Source organism: Microbacterium sp. NPDC077663, from assembly GCF_044542795.1.
In the GTDB taxonomy this organism is placed as follows: domain Bacteria; phylum Actinomycetota; class Actinomycetes; order Actinomycetales; family Microbacteriaceae; genus Microbacterium.
Window position 1 is genome coordinate 1,286,281 of record NZ_JBITVE010000001.1, and the last position, 13,810, is coordinate 1,300,090.

A 13,810-nucleotide genomic window follows, 5' to 3' on the forward strand; every position below is an offset into this window, starting at 1 on the left:
CGCGACCTCCCTCGCCACCGCGCCGGAAGTCGATGCGCGCTCGCGCACCCGCCGCTACGCCATCATGATGTCGGTCCGTGTGGCCTGCTTCATCCTCATGGTCACGGTCACCCCGTACGGCTGGCAGACGTGGATCTTCGCGGCGGGAGCTGCCGTACTCCCCTACCTCGCGGTCGTGGTGGCCAACGTCGGCAGCGGCGACGAGGTCGTGGTGGCCGAACGGCCGTCCCGCGAGATCGATGCGGGACCGACGGCATCCCCGGCCCCGGCGGAGCCGGACGACAAGGTCATCAGGATTCAGGAGAACCCGCCCCGGGAGGAGCGATGAACAGCCCCCAGTGCTCGCGCGCGGGATGCCGCGCCGACGCTCACTGGCAGGTCGTCTGGCGGAACCCGCGCATCCATGCCGTCGACCGTCGGAAGGTGTGGACCGCCTGCCCCGACCATGTCGGTTTCCTGCGCGACTACCTCGCCTCGCGGAGCTTCCCGGTCGAGGTCTTGGCCCTCGACACCGCCGACGCCTCGTGAACCGCGACACGGCACTGCGCTGGAGCGGCTACGTCGCGATGGCCGTCGTCTTCGCCATCGCCTGCGCCTTCTTGTCGAACTGGCAGTTCTCCCGGAACGCGGAGCGGGATGCCGAGCTCACCCTCGTCGCGGACAACTACGCTCGCGAGCCGGTCGCCCTCGAAGACCTCGTCCCGTCGGGGCAGGGGTTCGACCCGAGCGATGAGTGGCGGCCGGTCGAGATCCGCGGGCGGTATCTGACGGACCAGACCCTGTTGGTGCGCAATCGGCCCCACGGCGGCACGAGCGCCTTCGAGGTCTTGGTGCCTTTCCGCGCGGACGACGGACGCGTCGTCCTCATCGATCGAGGGTGGGTCCCGCCCGGCGACGACCAGCCCGAACCGGACGCCGTGCCCGCACCCCCGACGGGTGAGGTCACCGTGATCGGTCGCCTGCAACCGGGCGAGCCCCCGGTGCGCGAGGGGCGCTCCGCACCCGATGGTCAGGTCGCGACGATCGATCTGTCCCTGATCGCCCAGATGACCGGGCAGAGCGGCGACATGCTCGACTCCGCCTACGTCCTGATGTCTGAGGAGACACCGGCGCCGCCCGAACGTCCGCAGGCGCTCGAGGATCCGTCGGCGGACCCCGGGCCGTATCTGTCCTACGCGATCCAGTGGATCCTGTTCGCCGTCATGGGCTTCGCCTTCATCTGGTACATGATCCGGACCGAGATCCGACACCGCCGCGAGGACGAGCAGGACGGCGGGCGCACGCGGCCGACCAGACCTCAGCGCAGGCGCGACCGCGACATGGAGGCCGAGGACGAGCTGCTCGACGCCCGCTGACCCGCGACGCCGGCGGCGTCAGGCCAGTGTGATGAGGTCGATGTAGTCGCGTCCCCAGATGTCCTCGACACCGTCGGGGAGGATGAGCACACGCTCCGGGCTCAACGCCTCGACGGCACCCTCGTCGTGCGAGACGAGGACGACCGCGCCCTCGTAGTGCGCCAATGCGCCGAGGATCTCTTCGCGGGACGCGGGATCGAGGTTGTTGGTCGGCTCGTCGAGCAGCAACATGTTCGCCGACGACACGACGAGCGTCGCCAGCGACAGTCGTGTCTTCTCCCCACCCGAGAGCACCCCCGCCGGCTTCAGCACGTCGTCGCCCGTGAACAGGAACGACCCCAGCACCTTGCGGGCCTCGGTGGCGGTGATGTCTGGCGCGGCCGACATCATGTTGTCGAGGACGGAGCGGCTGACGTCGAGGTTCTCGTGCTCCTGCGCGTAGTAGCCGATCTTCAGCCCGTGGCCGGGCTCGATGATCCCGGTGTCGGCCTTGTCGACCCCGGCGAGGATACGAAGGAGCGTCGTCTTGCCCGCACCGTTGAGGCCCAGCACCACGACGCGGGATCCGCGGTCGATCGCGAGATCGACACCTGCGAAGATCTCCAGCGAGCCGTAGGACTTCGAGAGGTTCTTGGCCATGAGCGGCGTCTTGCCGCACGGCGCGGGCTTGGGGAACCGCAGCTTCGCGACGCGGTCCTCCTGCCGGACGTCGTCGAGTCCGGCGAGGAGCTTCTCGGCACGCGCGACCATCTGGTGGGCCGCGGCCGCCTTGCTCGCCTTCGCACCGAAGCGCGCGGCCTGCTGCTGGAGCGCCGTCGCCTTCTTCTCCGCGTTGGCGCGCTCCTTGCGGCGGCGCTCCTCGTCGGCGGCGCGCTGACGCAGGTAGTTCTTCCAGTTCATGTTGTAGACATCGATGACCTGACGCATCGCGTCGAGGTAGAACACGCGGTTGACGGTCTCGCCGACGAGGTCGATGTCGTGGCTGATGACGATGAGCCCGCCCTTGTACCCCTTGAGGAACTCACGCAGCCACACGACGCTGTCGGCGTCGAGGTGGTTGGTCGGCTCGTCGAGGATCATCGTCTGCGCGTCGGAGAAGAGGATGCGGGCGAGCTCGATACGGCGCCGCTGGCCGCCGGAGAGCGTCTTCAAGGGCTGGTCGAGAATGCGGTCGGGCAGCGAGAGGTTGTGGGCGATAGACGCCGCCTCGGCCTCGGCGGCGTACCCGCCGAGCGCTTCGAAGCGTTCGGTGAGCGAGGCGTACTTGCGCATGGCACGATCGGCGACGGAGGCATCCGTCGAGGCCATCTGTTCGGCGGTCTCCCGCATGCCGATCACGAGCGATCCGAGACCGCGTGCGTCGAGGATGCGGGTGCGTGCCAGCATCTCGGGATCGCCGGACCGCGGGTCCTGGGACAGGTAGCCGAGTTCGCCGCTGCGGTCGACCTTGCCCTCGGCGGGGAGAAGATCGCCGGCGAGGACCTTCGTCAGAGTCGTCTTGCCGGCACCGTTCCGACCGACGAGACCGATCTTGTCGCCCGGCGAGACGCGGAAGGACACGTCGGCCATGAGGGTGCGGGCACCGACGCGGATCTCGAGATCGTGCACGGCGAGCACAGCAGACATCCGTTCTTCCGGGGAGAGGTGGCCGAGTGGCCAAACCCCCAGTATACGGCGCGGGCCGGGAGCGGCCGGAGCCTGAACTCGGCGATGACTCGACGGTTTTCCCTCACCTCGGGATCGTTGTAAGGTTAGGCGACCCTAATCACCTTTCCCGGGAGACCTCCGTGCCTCGCATCCGTACTGCACTTGCCCTCGTCGCAGCCTCCGCCCTCCTCCTGACCGGCTGCGCCACCACGGCCGCCGCGCCCGCGGGGAGCTCCTCGTCCGCAGGCGCAGCCGCCGCGGACGACGCCTTCCCCGTCACGATCACGCACGCGTTCGGCGAGACCACGATCGAGAGCAAGCCCGAACGGGTCGCCACCGTGTCCTGGGCGAACCAGGAGGCGGCGCTCGCCCTCGGTGTCGTCCCGGTCGGCATGCCCGCCGTCACGTGGGGCGACGACGACGGCGACGGCATCCTCCCCTGGGTCGAGGACAAGCTCGAGGACATGGGGGCCGAGACCCCGGTGCTCTTCGACGAGGCCGACGGCTTCGACTACGAGGCGATCGCCGACACCGCACCCGACGTCATCCTGGCGGCCTACTCCGGCATGACCCAGGAGGAGTACGACACCCTCAGCAAGATCGCACCGGTCGTCGCGTACCCCGACGTGGCGTGGGGCACGACCTGGCAGGAGCTCACCGTCATCAACGGCACGGCGCTCGGCCTAAAGGACGAGGCCGAGACGCTCGTCGACGACCTCACCACCCAGCTGGGCGACCTCACCGCCGCGCACCCCGACATCGCGGGAAAGACCGTCATGTTCAGCTCGTTCGACGCGACCAACCTCGCCGAGATCGGCTTCTACTCCGAGCAGGACCCGCGCCAGCTGTTCCTGCAGGACCTCGGCCTGGAGCCCGCCGCAACGGTCGCCGAGCAGTCGAAGGGCACCGACCAGTTCTGGATCACCAACAGCACCGAGGAGATCGAGCGATTCGACGACCTCGACGTGCTGGTGACCTACGGTGACGACACGACTCTCGCCACGATGCAGGCCGATCCGCTGCTCTCGCGCATCCCGGCGGTCGCCGACGGCGCGGTCGTCATCCTCCCGCTGGCCAACGCTCCGCTGTCCGCCGCCGCGAACCCGAGCCCGCTGTCGATCCCGAACTCGCTCACGGCCGACTACGTCGACCTCCTCGGCGAGGCCGCCGCCAAGGTCTCCGACTGATCCGGGACCGTCGGCCGTTCGCACCATGACCGCACTCGCATCCGCACCCGCCGCCGCCTCGACCGCGTCCCTCCGACGCCGGTCGGGGCGGCGGCGGGTGCTGTGGGTGCTCGTCCTCGCGGTCGCGGTCGCCCTCATCTGCGTCCTTTCGGTCACCTTCGGCAATCGCACCGTGGACGCGTCGCAGATCATCGCGGGCCTCACCGGCGATCTGACCACGACCGATGCCGCTGCCGTCGCACGCCGGGTTCCGCGCACCATCCTCGCCCTCCTGGTGGGCGCGTCGCTTGCCGTGGCCGGCGCCGTGATGCAGGGCGTCACCCGCAACCCTCTGGCCGATCCGCAGATCCTCGGGATCAACGGCGGGGCGTCGCTCGCCGTCGTGACCGGCCTGGCGTTCTTCGGGGTCACGAGTGCCCTCGGGTACATCTGGCTCGCCATGCTCGGCGCGGCGCTGGCCGCGCTGTTCGTCTACACCATCGGATCGCTCGGGCGCGGCGGGGCGAGCCCTCTGAAGCTCGCCCTGGCGGGAGCCGCGACGGCGGTCGCGGTCACGTCTCTCATCAGCGCGATCCTGCTCCCGCGCATCGACGTGATGAGCGTCTTCCGGTTCTGGCAGATCGGTGGTGTCGGTGGTGCGACGACGCAGAACATCCTGCTCGTGCTGCCGTTCCTCGCCGTCGGCATGATCATCTGCATCGCGTCATCGGCGGCGCTGAACGCCCTCGCGCTCGGGGACGACCTCGCGACCGGGCTCGGGCAGAAGGTGCGGACGGCGCGCCTGCTCTCGGCACTCGGCGCCGTGATCCTCTGCGGTGCGGCGACGGCGGTCGCCGGTCCCATCGGGTTCGTCGGACTGATCGTGCCGCACGTGTGCCGGATGCTCGTCGGCCCCGACCACCGCTGGCTCCTCCCCGTCTCCGGCCTCGTCGGCGCCGGGCTCCTCACGATCGCGGATGTCGTCGGCCGGGTGATCGCGCGGCCGCAGGAAGTCGAAGTCGGTGTCGTGACGGCCCTGATCGGCGCCCCCTTCTTCATCGCCATCGTCCGCCGACAGAAGATGCGTGCACTATGACCGCGCTCGCCCCCGCCCCGGCCACCCTGGCGACCGTGATCGCCGGACGGGCGCGTCGGACGCGCCGCCGCATCCTGGTCACGGGCGGTCTCGTCATCGCCGTGCTCGCGGCGTATCTCGTCTCGCTCATGGTCGGCCAGACCTTCTACACACCCGCCGAGGTCTGGGCGGTGATGACCGGGCAGACCGTTCCCGGCGCGTCCTTCACCGTCGGCGAGCTGCGACTGCCCCGCTCGACCGTCGCCCTGCTGACCGGGCTCTGCTTCGGCATGGGCGGCGCCGTCTTCCAGACCCTGCTTCGCAACCCGCTCGCCAGTCCCGACATCATCGGGATCAACGCCGGAGCGAGCGCCGCGGCAGTCGTGGCCATCGTCTTCCTGTCGCTCTCGGGCACGACCGTCTCGGTCTTCGCCACCGTCGCAGCGATCGCGACGGCGCTGACGATCTACCTGCTGGCGTTCAAGGACGGCGGCGCCGGGGCACGATTCATCCTCATCGGCATCGGCGTCGCGGCGATCTTCAACAGCGTCGTCGCGTACGTGCTCTCGCGCGCCGCCGAGTGGGATCTCCAGGCGGCCATGCGATGGATCACCGGCAGCCTCAACAGCGCCTCGTGGAACGAGGTCGGGCCGCTCGCCGCGGCGATGATCGTCGTCGTGCCGATCCTGCTCTGGCTCACCCGAGACCTCGAACTGATGAGACTCGGAGACGATGCGGCATCCGCGCTCGGAGTCCCCGTCGAGAGGCGGCGGATCCTCCTCATCGTCGCAGCGGTCGTGCTCCTCGCCTTCGCGACGGCCGCGGTCGGCCCGATCTCGTTCGTGGCCTTCCTGTCCGGTCCCATCGCCGCACGGATGCTCGGCCCGGTGGGGTCCCCCATCCTGGTCGCCGGGCTGTTCGGGTCTTTCCTGGTCCTCATCGCCGACCTCGCCGGGCAATACCTGCTCGGCATGCGTCTGCCGGTCGGCGTCGTGACCGGCGTCCTCGGCGCACCGTACCTGATCTTCCTTCTCATCCGCAGCAGCCGCTCAGGAGGCTCCCTATGACCGCGGAACGCACCCTCCATGCCGCTGGGGTGAAGCTCGCCTACGGCGACCGCCTCATCGTCGACGACCTGGACCTCGTCGTCCCGCCCGGCCGGATCACGGCGATCGTGGGAGCGAACGCCTGTGGCAAGTCCACGCTGCTGAAGTCGATGGCGCGGCTGCTGACCCCTCGCGCGGGACAGGTGCTCCTGGACGGCAAGGACATCCACAAGCTGCCCACCAAGCAGGTGGCCCGCGATCTGGGCCTGCTCCCCCAGTCCCCCATCGCACCGGAGGGCATCGTCGTCTCCGACCTCGTCGGTCGCGGCCGTACCCCGCACCACGGCCCCCTCTCCCGGTGGAGCCGCGCGGATGACGAGGCCGTCGCCGCGGCGCTGGACGCGACGGACACCGCGGCCCTGGCGGACCGCGCCGTCGACGAACTCTCGGGCGGCCAACGCCAGCGCGTCTGGATCGCCATGGCGCTGGCGCAGCAGACGGACGTCCTCCTCCTCGACGAACCCACGACGTTCCTGGACGTCAGCCACCAGGTCGACGTGCTCGACCTCCTGACCGATCTCAACCGGCGCGGGGGAACGACGATCGTCATGGTCCTGCACGACCTCAACCTCGCGGCGCGGTACGCCGACCACCTCGTCGCGATGGCCGGCGGTCGACTGTACGCCGCCGGCGACCCGGGTGAGATCCTCACCGCCGAGACCGTCAAGGACGTGTTCGGCATGGACAGCCGCGTCATCCCCGATCCGCTCACCGGCCGGCCGATGGTCCTCCCCATCGGCCGCCACCACGTCCCCGCCGGCGTCTGACCGCACGAAAGCCGAGACCATGTCCCTCAGCACGATGAACTTCTTCCGCGCCCCTGTCGCCGCGGTCACCGACCTGACCCCGAGCTTCCGCCGGTTCACGTTCCGCGACGACTCCCTGGGCGCCTACGGAGACCCCGGCTTCGACCAGCGGGTCAAGATCATGTTCCCGACGCCGACCGCGTCGCTGGCGTCGATGCCGACGGATGCCGACTGGTACGACCGCTGGCGTGCCATGCCCGAGGCGGAGCGCCCGGTCATGCGGACGTACACGACGCGCGCCGTCCGGGGCGCGGCGGGCGAAGTCGACATCGACATGGTGGCGCACGATGTGTTGGGACCGGCTTCGGCCTGGATCGCGGACGCGGAAGTCGGCGACGAGGTCCTGATCCTCGCGCCCACGACCGAGCACACGGGCGTCAGCTACGGCATCGACTTCGTGCCGCCCGCCCGCACCGACGCGATCCTGCTGGCCGGCGACGAAACCGCCGCGCCGGCGATCGCACGGATCCTCGAGCAGCTCCCCGCCGACGCGCGCGGTGTGGTCGTCCTCGAGTTGCCCCACCCGAGCGACGCGGCCTACGTGCCCTCGCACCCCGGCTTCGAGCTCATCATCGAGGCGCGGGACGGAGAGGACCGTCGGCACACCCACCTCGTCGCCGCCGTCGCCGATGTCGCCCGACGCCTCGCTCCCGGCGGAATCGGGGCCGAGGTCGAGGAGATCGACGTCGACCACGACATCCTCTGGGAGGTCCCCCGCACGGCGAAGGGAGGCGCAGCCTTGAAGAGCGCCCCGCTCTACGCCTGGCTGGCGGGCGAGGCATCCGCCATCAAGGCCCTCCGCCGTCACCTCGTCAGCGAGGTCGGGGTCGACCGCCGCGCCGTCGCGTTCATGGGCTACTGGCGTCTCGGCCGTTCGGAGAACTGAGACCGGCACGCGAGAAGGGGCGGTGCGACCAGGTCGCACCGCCCCTTTTCGTCGTGGGGTCAGATCGAGAAGCCGAGGGCGCGCATCATGTCGCGACCGTCGTCGGTGATCCGCTCGGGACCCCACGGCGGCATCCACACCCAGTTGATCCGGAACCGATCGACGACCCCGTCGAGCGCCTGACCGGTCTGCTCCTCGAGCACGTCGGTCAGGGGGCAGCCGGCGGAGGTCAGGGTCATGTGGATGACGAGAGCGTCGTTCTCGTCATCCCAACCGAGGTCGTAGATGAGACCCAGGTCGACGACATTGACGCCGAGCTCCGGGTCCATGACGTCCTTGAGGGCCTCGGTGACCTCGTCGTACTTCTCGGGTGCGAGCGTCTCGGTCATGCGACGATCCTAGGCCTGCTCGCCGCCGACGGGGGCGAGGAAACGGTCGTATCCCTCGTCCTCGAGGCGGGCTGCGAGTTCGGGGCCACCCTCTTCCGCGACGCGGCCGTTCACCAGCACGTGCACGAAATCGGGCTGGATGTAGCGGAGGATGCGCGTGTAGTGCGTGATGAGCAGCACACCCATGTCGCTCTGCTCCTTGGCGCGGTTGACGCCCTCCGACACGATCTTCAGCGCATCCACGTCGAGGCCGGAGTCGGTCTCGTCGAGGATGGCGAGCTTGGGCCTCAGGAGCTCGAGCTGGAGGATCTCGTGGCGCTTCTTCTCGCCGCCGGAGAAGCCCTCGTTGACGTTGCGGGCGGCGAACTTCGGGTCCATGCGCAGGTTCTGCATGGCGCCCTTCACGTCTTTGGTCCAGGAGCGGATCGACGGCGCTTCGCCGTCGATGGCGGTCTTGGCCGTACGCAGGAAGTTCGTGACCGTGACACCGGGGATCTCGACCGGGTACTGCATCGCCAGGAACAGACCGGCGCGCGCACGCTCGTCGACCGACATCGCGAGGACGTCCTCTCCGTCGAGCGTGATCGTACCGCCGGTGACCGTGTACTTCGGGTGGCCGGCGATCGTGTACGCCAGGGTCGACTTGCCGGAGCCGTTCGGGCCCATGATGGCGTGGGTCTCTCCGGTGCGCACCGTGAGGGTCACACCGTTGAGGATGGGGGTCTCGCCGGCTTCCGTCTCGACCGTCACGTGCAGGTCGCGGATCTCGAGGACAGACATGTGTCAGCTACTTCCTTCAGTTCACTTCTTTGGTCACGGCGGGATCGATGAGGATGTCGTCCCCGTCGATCGTGACCGCGTAGACGGGCACCGGCTCGTAGGCCGGCAGGTTCAGAGGGCGACCGGTGCGCAGCGAGAACGCCGAGCCGTGGGCCCAGCACTCCAGCGATTCGCCCTCGACGAAGCCGTCCGCGAGCGAGATGTCGCCGTGCGTGCAGGTGTCTCCGATCGCGTGCACCTCGCCCTGGCCGTCCAGGACCACCGCGATGGGCACCCCGTCGACCTCGACCCGGACGGCGGTGTCTTGCGTCAGGTCGCTGAGCCGCAGCGCCTTCTGCGCGGTCATGCGTCGCTCCCGCCGGCCAGCTCCGCCTCGATCGCCGCGATGAACTCGTCCTCGAGGGCGGGGATGCCGATCTTCTGAACGATCTCGGCGAGGAAGCCGAGGACGACCAGGCGTCGTGCCTGCTCCTCGTCGATGCCACGGGCCTGCAGATAGAACAGCTGCTCGTCGTCGAACCGACCGGTCGCACTCGCGTGACCGGCGCCGACGATGTCGCCGGTCTCGATCTCGAGGTTCGGGATGGAGTCCGCGCGCGCGCCATCGGTGAGGACCAGGTTGCGGTTCGCCTCGTACGAGTCGGTGCCGACGGCATCCGGTCCGATGAGGACGTCGCCGATCCAGACGGTCCGGGCTGAGGCGCCCTGCAGCGCACTCTTGTAGAGCACGTCGCCGTTCGTGTGCGCGCCCTTGTGGTGCAGGTAGACCTGGCTCTCGAGGTGCTGACCCGCGTCGGCGAAGGACAGCCCGTACAGGCGACCCTGCGCGCCGTCACCGGCGAGCTCGACCGACGGGTTGACACGCACGAGGCCGCCGCCGAGGCTCACGACGATGTGCGTGAGCGACGCGTCGCGGTCGACGCGAGCCTGGTGGGCCGCGAGGTGCACGGCGTCGTCGTCCCACCGCTGGACGGACACGACGGTCAGCGCCGCGCCGTCGCGCACGATGATCTCGACGTTCTGCGCCTGCGACGCCGATCCCTCGTGACGCAGGACGACGGTCCCGCGGGAGTTCGGCTGCGCCTCGATGACGACGTGCGCGTGCGCGACGCCCCCGCGACCGGTGAGGGTCACGACGACCGGCTCGTCGAGCTCGGTGTCGGCGGGGATGCGGATCAGCGGCGCCTCGGGCTCTTGCGCCCACGCGATGGCGCTGACGACGTCCTCCGGGCGGAACACTTCGCCCCGCGGCGCCTCGTCCTTCTGCAGGCGGCGGTGCTCCACGGCATCCGGCCCCGACACCTCGACGCCGATGACGTCATGAGGGGCTTCCTCGTCCGCGAGCAGCGGGACGAGGCGGTCGAGGGGCGTGTGCTTCCAGTTGACCTCGCGCCCGGTGGGCGTGCCGAAGTCGGCGGGGTCGAAGGACCACGGCCGCTCCGACCGCGTCTGCACCGGGACGGTGTGCTCGGTCAGCTTCGCCGCAGGGTCGATGTGGCCCTTCGCGTCGGATGCGGGGGCCTGAGTCGCTGTCGTCATCAGCCGACGGATCCTTCCATGCCCATTTCGATGAGCTTGTTCAGCTCGAGGGCGTACTCCATGGGCAGTTCGCGGGCGATCGGCTCGATGAAGCCGCGCACAATCATCGCCATGGCCTCGTCCTCGGGCATCCCGCGGCTCATGAGGTAGAACAGCTGCTCCTCGCTGACCTTGGAGACGGTGGCCTCGTGGCCGAGCTGGACGTCGTCGACACGGATGTCGATGGCGGGATACGTGTCGGACCGCGAGATGGTGTCGACCAGCAGCGCGTCACAGCGGACCGTGTTGGCCGAGTGGTGTGCGTTCGCGTCGACGCGGACCTCGCCGCGGTAGCCGGCGCGGCCGCCGCCACGGGCGATGGACTTGGAGACGATCGACGACTGCGTGTACGGCGCCATATGGATCATCTTGGCGCCGGCGTCCTGGTGCTGACCGGGGCCGGCGAAAGCGACGGACAGGGTCTCGCCCTTCGCGTGCTCGCCCATCAGGTAGATCGACGGGTACTTCATCGTGACCTTCGAGCCGATGTTGCCGTCGACCCATTCCATGGTCGCGCCCTCGTGGGCGACGGCACGCTTGGTGACGAGGTTGTAGACGTTGTTCGACCAGTTCTGGATCGTCGTGTAGCGCACGCGGGCGTTCTTCTTCACGATGATCTCGACGACGGCCGAGTGCAGCGAGTCGCTCTTGTAGATCGGCGCCGTGCAGCCCTCGATGTAGTGGACGTAGCTGTCCTCGTCCGCGATGATCAGGGTCCGCTCGAACTGGCCCATGTTCTCGGTGTTGATGCGGAAGTAGGCCTGCAGCGGGATCTCGACGTGTACGCCCTTCGGGACGTAGACGAACGAGCCGCCCGACCACACCGCGGTGTTCAGCGCGGCGAACTTGTTGTCGCCGGCGGGGATGACGGTGCCGAAGTACTCCTCGAAGAACTCCGGGTGCTCACGGAGTGCCGTGTCGGTGTCCATGAAGATGACACCCTGCTGCTCCAGGTCCTCGCGGATCTGGTGGTACACGACCTCGGACTCGTACTGAGCAGCGACACCGGCGACGAGGCGCTGACGCTCCGCCTCGGGGATGCCGAGCTTCTCGTACGTGTTGCGGATCTCCTCGGGGAGGTCCTCCCACGTCTGCGCCTGCTTCTCGGTGGAGCGCACGAAGTACTTGATGTTGTCGAAGTCGATGCCCGAGAGGTCTGCGCCCCACGTCGGCATGGGCTTGCGCCCGAACAGCTGATACCCCTTGAGACGGGTCTTCAGCATCCACTCGGGCTCGCTCTTGAGGGCGGAGATCCCGCGGACGACGTCCTCGTTGATTCCTCGCTGAGCGACGGCACCGGCGGCATCCGCGTCGTGCCAGCCGAACTCGTACACCCCCAGGCCTTCGAGTTCGGGACGGTCGATGAGCACATCCGACATGAATTTCCTCCTCACGGGCGGCAACGGTGTCATCCGTTCCGGCATTCCCTCCCGTGAGAGGAGTGCACGAGGGGGATGCCGCTGCTGGCCGCTCTGACGACGCGATACCGCGCCTAGAATCGTTGTGCGGGCTGCGATGGGGATCGCGCTCGCCGACAGCTTCATTCTACAGGCACGGCCATCCCCCGCGGCGTGCCGGCCCTCGCCCGGAGGCGACCCCCATGCTGATCACCGCGTCGACACCGACCGCCCCGCCCACGACCCGGGTCCCGCGCCTCCTTCGCGTCGTCGCGTGGCTGTCGTTCCTCGCCGAGACCCTCATCATCGGAACGGGCGGCGCCGTCCGCCTGACCGGGTCCGGTCTCGGCTGCCCGACGTGGCCGACCTGCACGGCGGACTCGCTCGTGGCGACTCCCGAGATGGGGATCCACGGCGTCATCGAGTTCGGCAACCGCACGCTGACCGGCCTCGTCGGCATCCTGGCGCTCGCCGTCGTCGTCCTGGTCTGGCGGATGCGGCGGACACGCCGCGACCTCTTCGTCCTCGCCCTGATCGTGCTGGGCGGCGTGATCGCGCAGGCGATCGTCGGCGGCATCACGGTCCTCACCGGCCTGAACCCCTTCATCGTGGGATTCCACTACGTGGTGTCACTCGTACTCGTGTGCGTCTGCGCCGCTTTCCTCGTCCGCCTCGGTGAGCCTGCCGGCCCCCGCGCGCGCGCCGTTCCCGCGTGGTACGCACGACTGACCCACCTGACGACGGGCGTCCTCGCCCTCACGATCGCGTTCGGCGTGCTCACGACCGGCGCCGGCCCTCACTCGGGTGACGCCGCAGCCGGGCGCAACGGCTTCAACGCCGAGATCCTCGAGCACGTGCACGCCTGGCCCGGGTACGCCCTGCTCGCGCTGACGGTGACCCTCGCCGTGACGGCGTGGCGCCGGAGCCTGCGCCCCCGCCGGTGGGTGACCGTCCTGCTGGCCGTCGAAGCCGTGCAGATCGCCGTCGGGCTCTACCAGGCGCGCAACGGCCTGCCCGAACTCGCCGTCGGCATCCATATGGTGCTCGCCGCCCTCACGGCCGCCGCGATGACCGTGGTCGTCCTGCGACTGAAGGCGCCGGCGCACACCGAAATCTCATAGGCGGCACATCGGTCGCGTCAGGGTGGGCCAGCAACAGTGGCCCGGGTCGTCCGAGACCGGACGGCCTCGACCCCGAGGAGATTCGATGAACACCCGCCCCCGCCTGACCCGCAGCATCCCATTCTGGCTGCTCGTGGCCGGCTCGCTCGCATCCGGAGCCGCCGGCGGCGTCGTCCTCATGGACAAGCTCGCGAAGATGGAGACGGCGCTGACCGCCGGCACCGCGACCGGAGTGGACGTCTACGTCGGCCAGATCTGGGCGGTCCTCGGCGCGATCCTCGTCGGCGTCGGTGCGATCGGCCTGCTGCTCGCGTTCACGCTCGGCGCACTCCGCGCGTTCGCCGTGACGCCGGCTTCCCAGGTCGCCGCGCCCGAGGAGCACGACGCCGACGAGACCACGCCGGAAGACACCGTGACGCAGGACTCTCCGGCATCGTCCGTGGAGGACCCGTCCGGCACGACGCCGCAGCCCGTCCTCGACGGCGCCGCACGCTGATCGCAGCG

Annotated in this window: 15 protein-coding genes and 1 pseudogene; 10 read left to right on the forward strand and 6 right to left on the reverse strand. The window is 69.4% G+C overall.

Annotated elements, in window-relative coordinates:
* Positions 1 to 16: 16 nt before the first annotated feature.
* The 3 genes and pseudogenes from ACIGEP_RS06345 to ACIGEP_RS06355 form a co-directional block, all read left to right on the forward strand.
* Positions 17 to 328 (forward strand): annotated as a pseudogene (locus ACIGEP_RS06345) (DUF3099 domain-containing protein); the annotation flags it as partial.
* The gene (locus ACIGEP_RS06350; RefSeq protein WP_396660751.1) at positions 325 to 528 is read left to right on the forward strand and encodes a hypothetical protein; all 204 of its coding nucleotides are present in this window, start codon (positions 325 to 327) and stop codon (positions 526 to 528) included. The pseudogene ACIGEP_RS06345 and the gene ACIGEP_RS06350, both read left to right, overlap by 4 nt.
* A complete protein-coding gene (locus tag ACIGEP_RS06355; RefSeq protein ID WP_396660752.1) occupies positions 525 to 1,355 on the forward strand; it encodes an SURF1 family protein in 831 nt (276 codons plus the stop codon). The genes ACIGEP_RS06350 and ACIGEP_RS06355 overlap by 4 nt, the downstream gene beginning before the upstream one ends.
* A gap of 18 nt (positions 1,356 to 1,373) precedes the next feature.
* Here ACIGEP_RS06355 and ACIGEP_RS06360 read toward each other — a convergent pair whose 3' ends face one another.
* Positions 1,374 to 2,972 carry an ABC-F family ATP-binding cassette domain-containing protein gene (locus ACIGEP_RS06360; RefSeq protein WP_396661025.1) on the reverse strand — a complete coding sequence of 533 codons (1,599 nt, stop codon included), beginning with the start codon at positions 2,970 to 2,972 and terminating at the stop codon, positions 1,374 to 1,376.
* A 170-nt stretch (positions 2,973 to 3,142) separates the two neighbouring features.
* Between ACIGEP_RS06360 and ACIGEP_RS06365 the strand changes: the two genes are divergently transcribed.
* The 5 genes from ACIGEP_RS06365 to ACIGEP_RS06385 are packed head-to-tail and all read left to right on the forward strand — an operon-like array spanning position 3,143 to position 8,041.
* Positions 3,143 to 4,189 (forward strand): iron-siderophore ABC transporter substrate-binding protein, encoded by a 1,047-nt coding sequence (locus ACIGEP_RS06365; RefSeq protein ID WP_396660753.1) that lies wholly within the window; start codon positions 3,143 to 3,145, stop codon positions 4,187 to 4,189.
* Positions 4,190 to 4,214: 25 nt separating this feature from the next.
* Complete coding sequence (locus ACIGEP_RS06370) at positions 4,215 to 5,264, forward strand: FecCD family ABC transporter permease (RefSeq protein ID WP_396660754.1); 1,050 nt, start codon at positions 4,215 to 4,217, stop codon at positions 5,262 to 5,264.
* On the forward strand, positions 5,261 to 6,310 hold the full coding sequence (locus ACIGEP_RS06375; protein ID WP_396660755.1) for a FecCD family ABC transporter permease: 1,050 nt from the start codon (positions 5,261 to 5,263) through the stop codon (positions 6,308 to 6,310). The genes ACIGEP_RS06370 and ACIGEP_RS06375 overlap by 4 nt, the downstream gene beginning before the upstream one ends.
* Entirely contained in the window at positions 6,307 to 7,116 is an 810-nt protein-coding gene (locus ACIGEP_RS06380) for an ABC transporter ATP-binding protein (protein ID WP_396660756.1), read from the forward strand. The genes ACIGEP_RS06375 and ACIGEP_RS06380 overlap by 4 nt, the downstream gene beginning before the upstream one ends.
* Before the next feature lie 19 nt (positions 7,117 to 7,135).
* Positions 7,136 to 8,041 carry a siderophore-interacting protein gene (locus ACIGEP_RS06385; protein WP_396660757.1) on the forward strand — a complete coding sequence of 302 codons (906 nt, stop codon included), beginning with the start codon at positions 7,136 to 7,138 and terminating at the stop codon, positions 8,039 to 8,041.
* A gap of 59 nt (positions 8,042 to 8,100) precedes the next feature.
* Here the strand turns inward: ACIGEP_RS06385 and ACIGEP_RS06390 are convergent, their stop codons facing one another.
* The 5 genes from ACIGEP_RS06390 to sufB are packed head-to-tail and all read right to left on the reverse strand — an operon-like array spanning position 8,101 to position 12,167.
* A complete protein-coding gene (locus ACIGEP_RS06390; protein WP_064002279.1) occupies positions 8,101 to 8,430 on the reverse strand; it encodes a metal-sulfur cluster assembly factor in 330 nt (109 codons plus the stop codon).
* Positions 8,431 to 8,439: 9 nt separating this feature from the next.
* Entirely contained in the window at positions 8,440 to 9,210 is a 771-nt protein-coding gene (sufC, locus tag ACIGEP_RS06395) for a Fe-S cluster assembly ATPase SufC (protein WP_396660758.1), read from the reverse strand.
* Positions 9,211 to 9,226: 16 nt separating this feature from the next.
* Entirely contained in the window at positions 9,227 to 9,556 is a 330-nt protein-coding gene (locus tag ACIGEP_RS06400; protein ID WP_396660759.1) for a non-heme iron oxygenase ferredoxin subunit, read from the reverse strand.
* A complete protein-coding gene (gene sufD, locus ACIGEP_RS06405; RefSeq protein ID WP_396660760.1) occupies positions 9,553 to 10,749 on the reverse strand; it encodes a Fe-S cluster assembly protein SufD in 1,197 nt (398 codons plus the stop codon). Before sufD ends, ACIGEP_RS06400 begins: the two co-directional genes overlap by 4 nt.
* Entirely contained in the window at positions 10,749 to 12,167 is a 1,419-nt protein-coding gene (sufB, locus tag ACIGEP_RS06410) for a Fe-S cluster assembly protein SufB (protein ID WP_091352920.1), read from the reverse strand. Before sufB ends, sufD begins: the two co-directional genes overlap by 1 nt.
* Before the next feature lie 221 nt (positions 12,168 to 12,388).
* Between sufB and ACIGEP_RS06415 the strand changes: the two genes are divergently transcribed.
* Positions 12,389 to 13,306 (forward strand): heme A synthase, encoded by a 918-nt coding sequence (locus ACIGEP_RS06415; protein ID WP_396660761.1) that lies wholly within the window; start codon positions 12,389 to 12,391, stop codon positions 13,304 to 13,306.
* An 85-nt stretch (positions 13,307 to 13,391) separates the two neighbouring features.
* Complete coding sequence (locus ACIGEP_RS06420) at positions 13,392 to 13,802, forward strand: dinucleotide-utilizing enzyme (RefSeq protein WP_396660762.1); 411 nt, start codon at positions 13,392 to 13,394, stop codon at positions 13,800 to 13,802.
* Positions 13,803 to 13,810 lie beyond the last annotated feature (8 nt).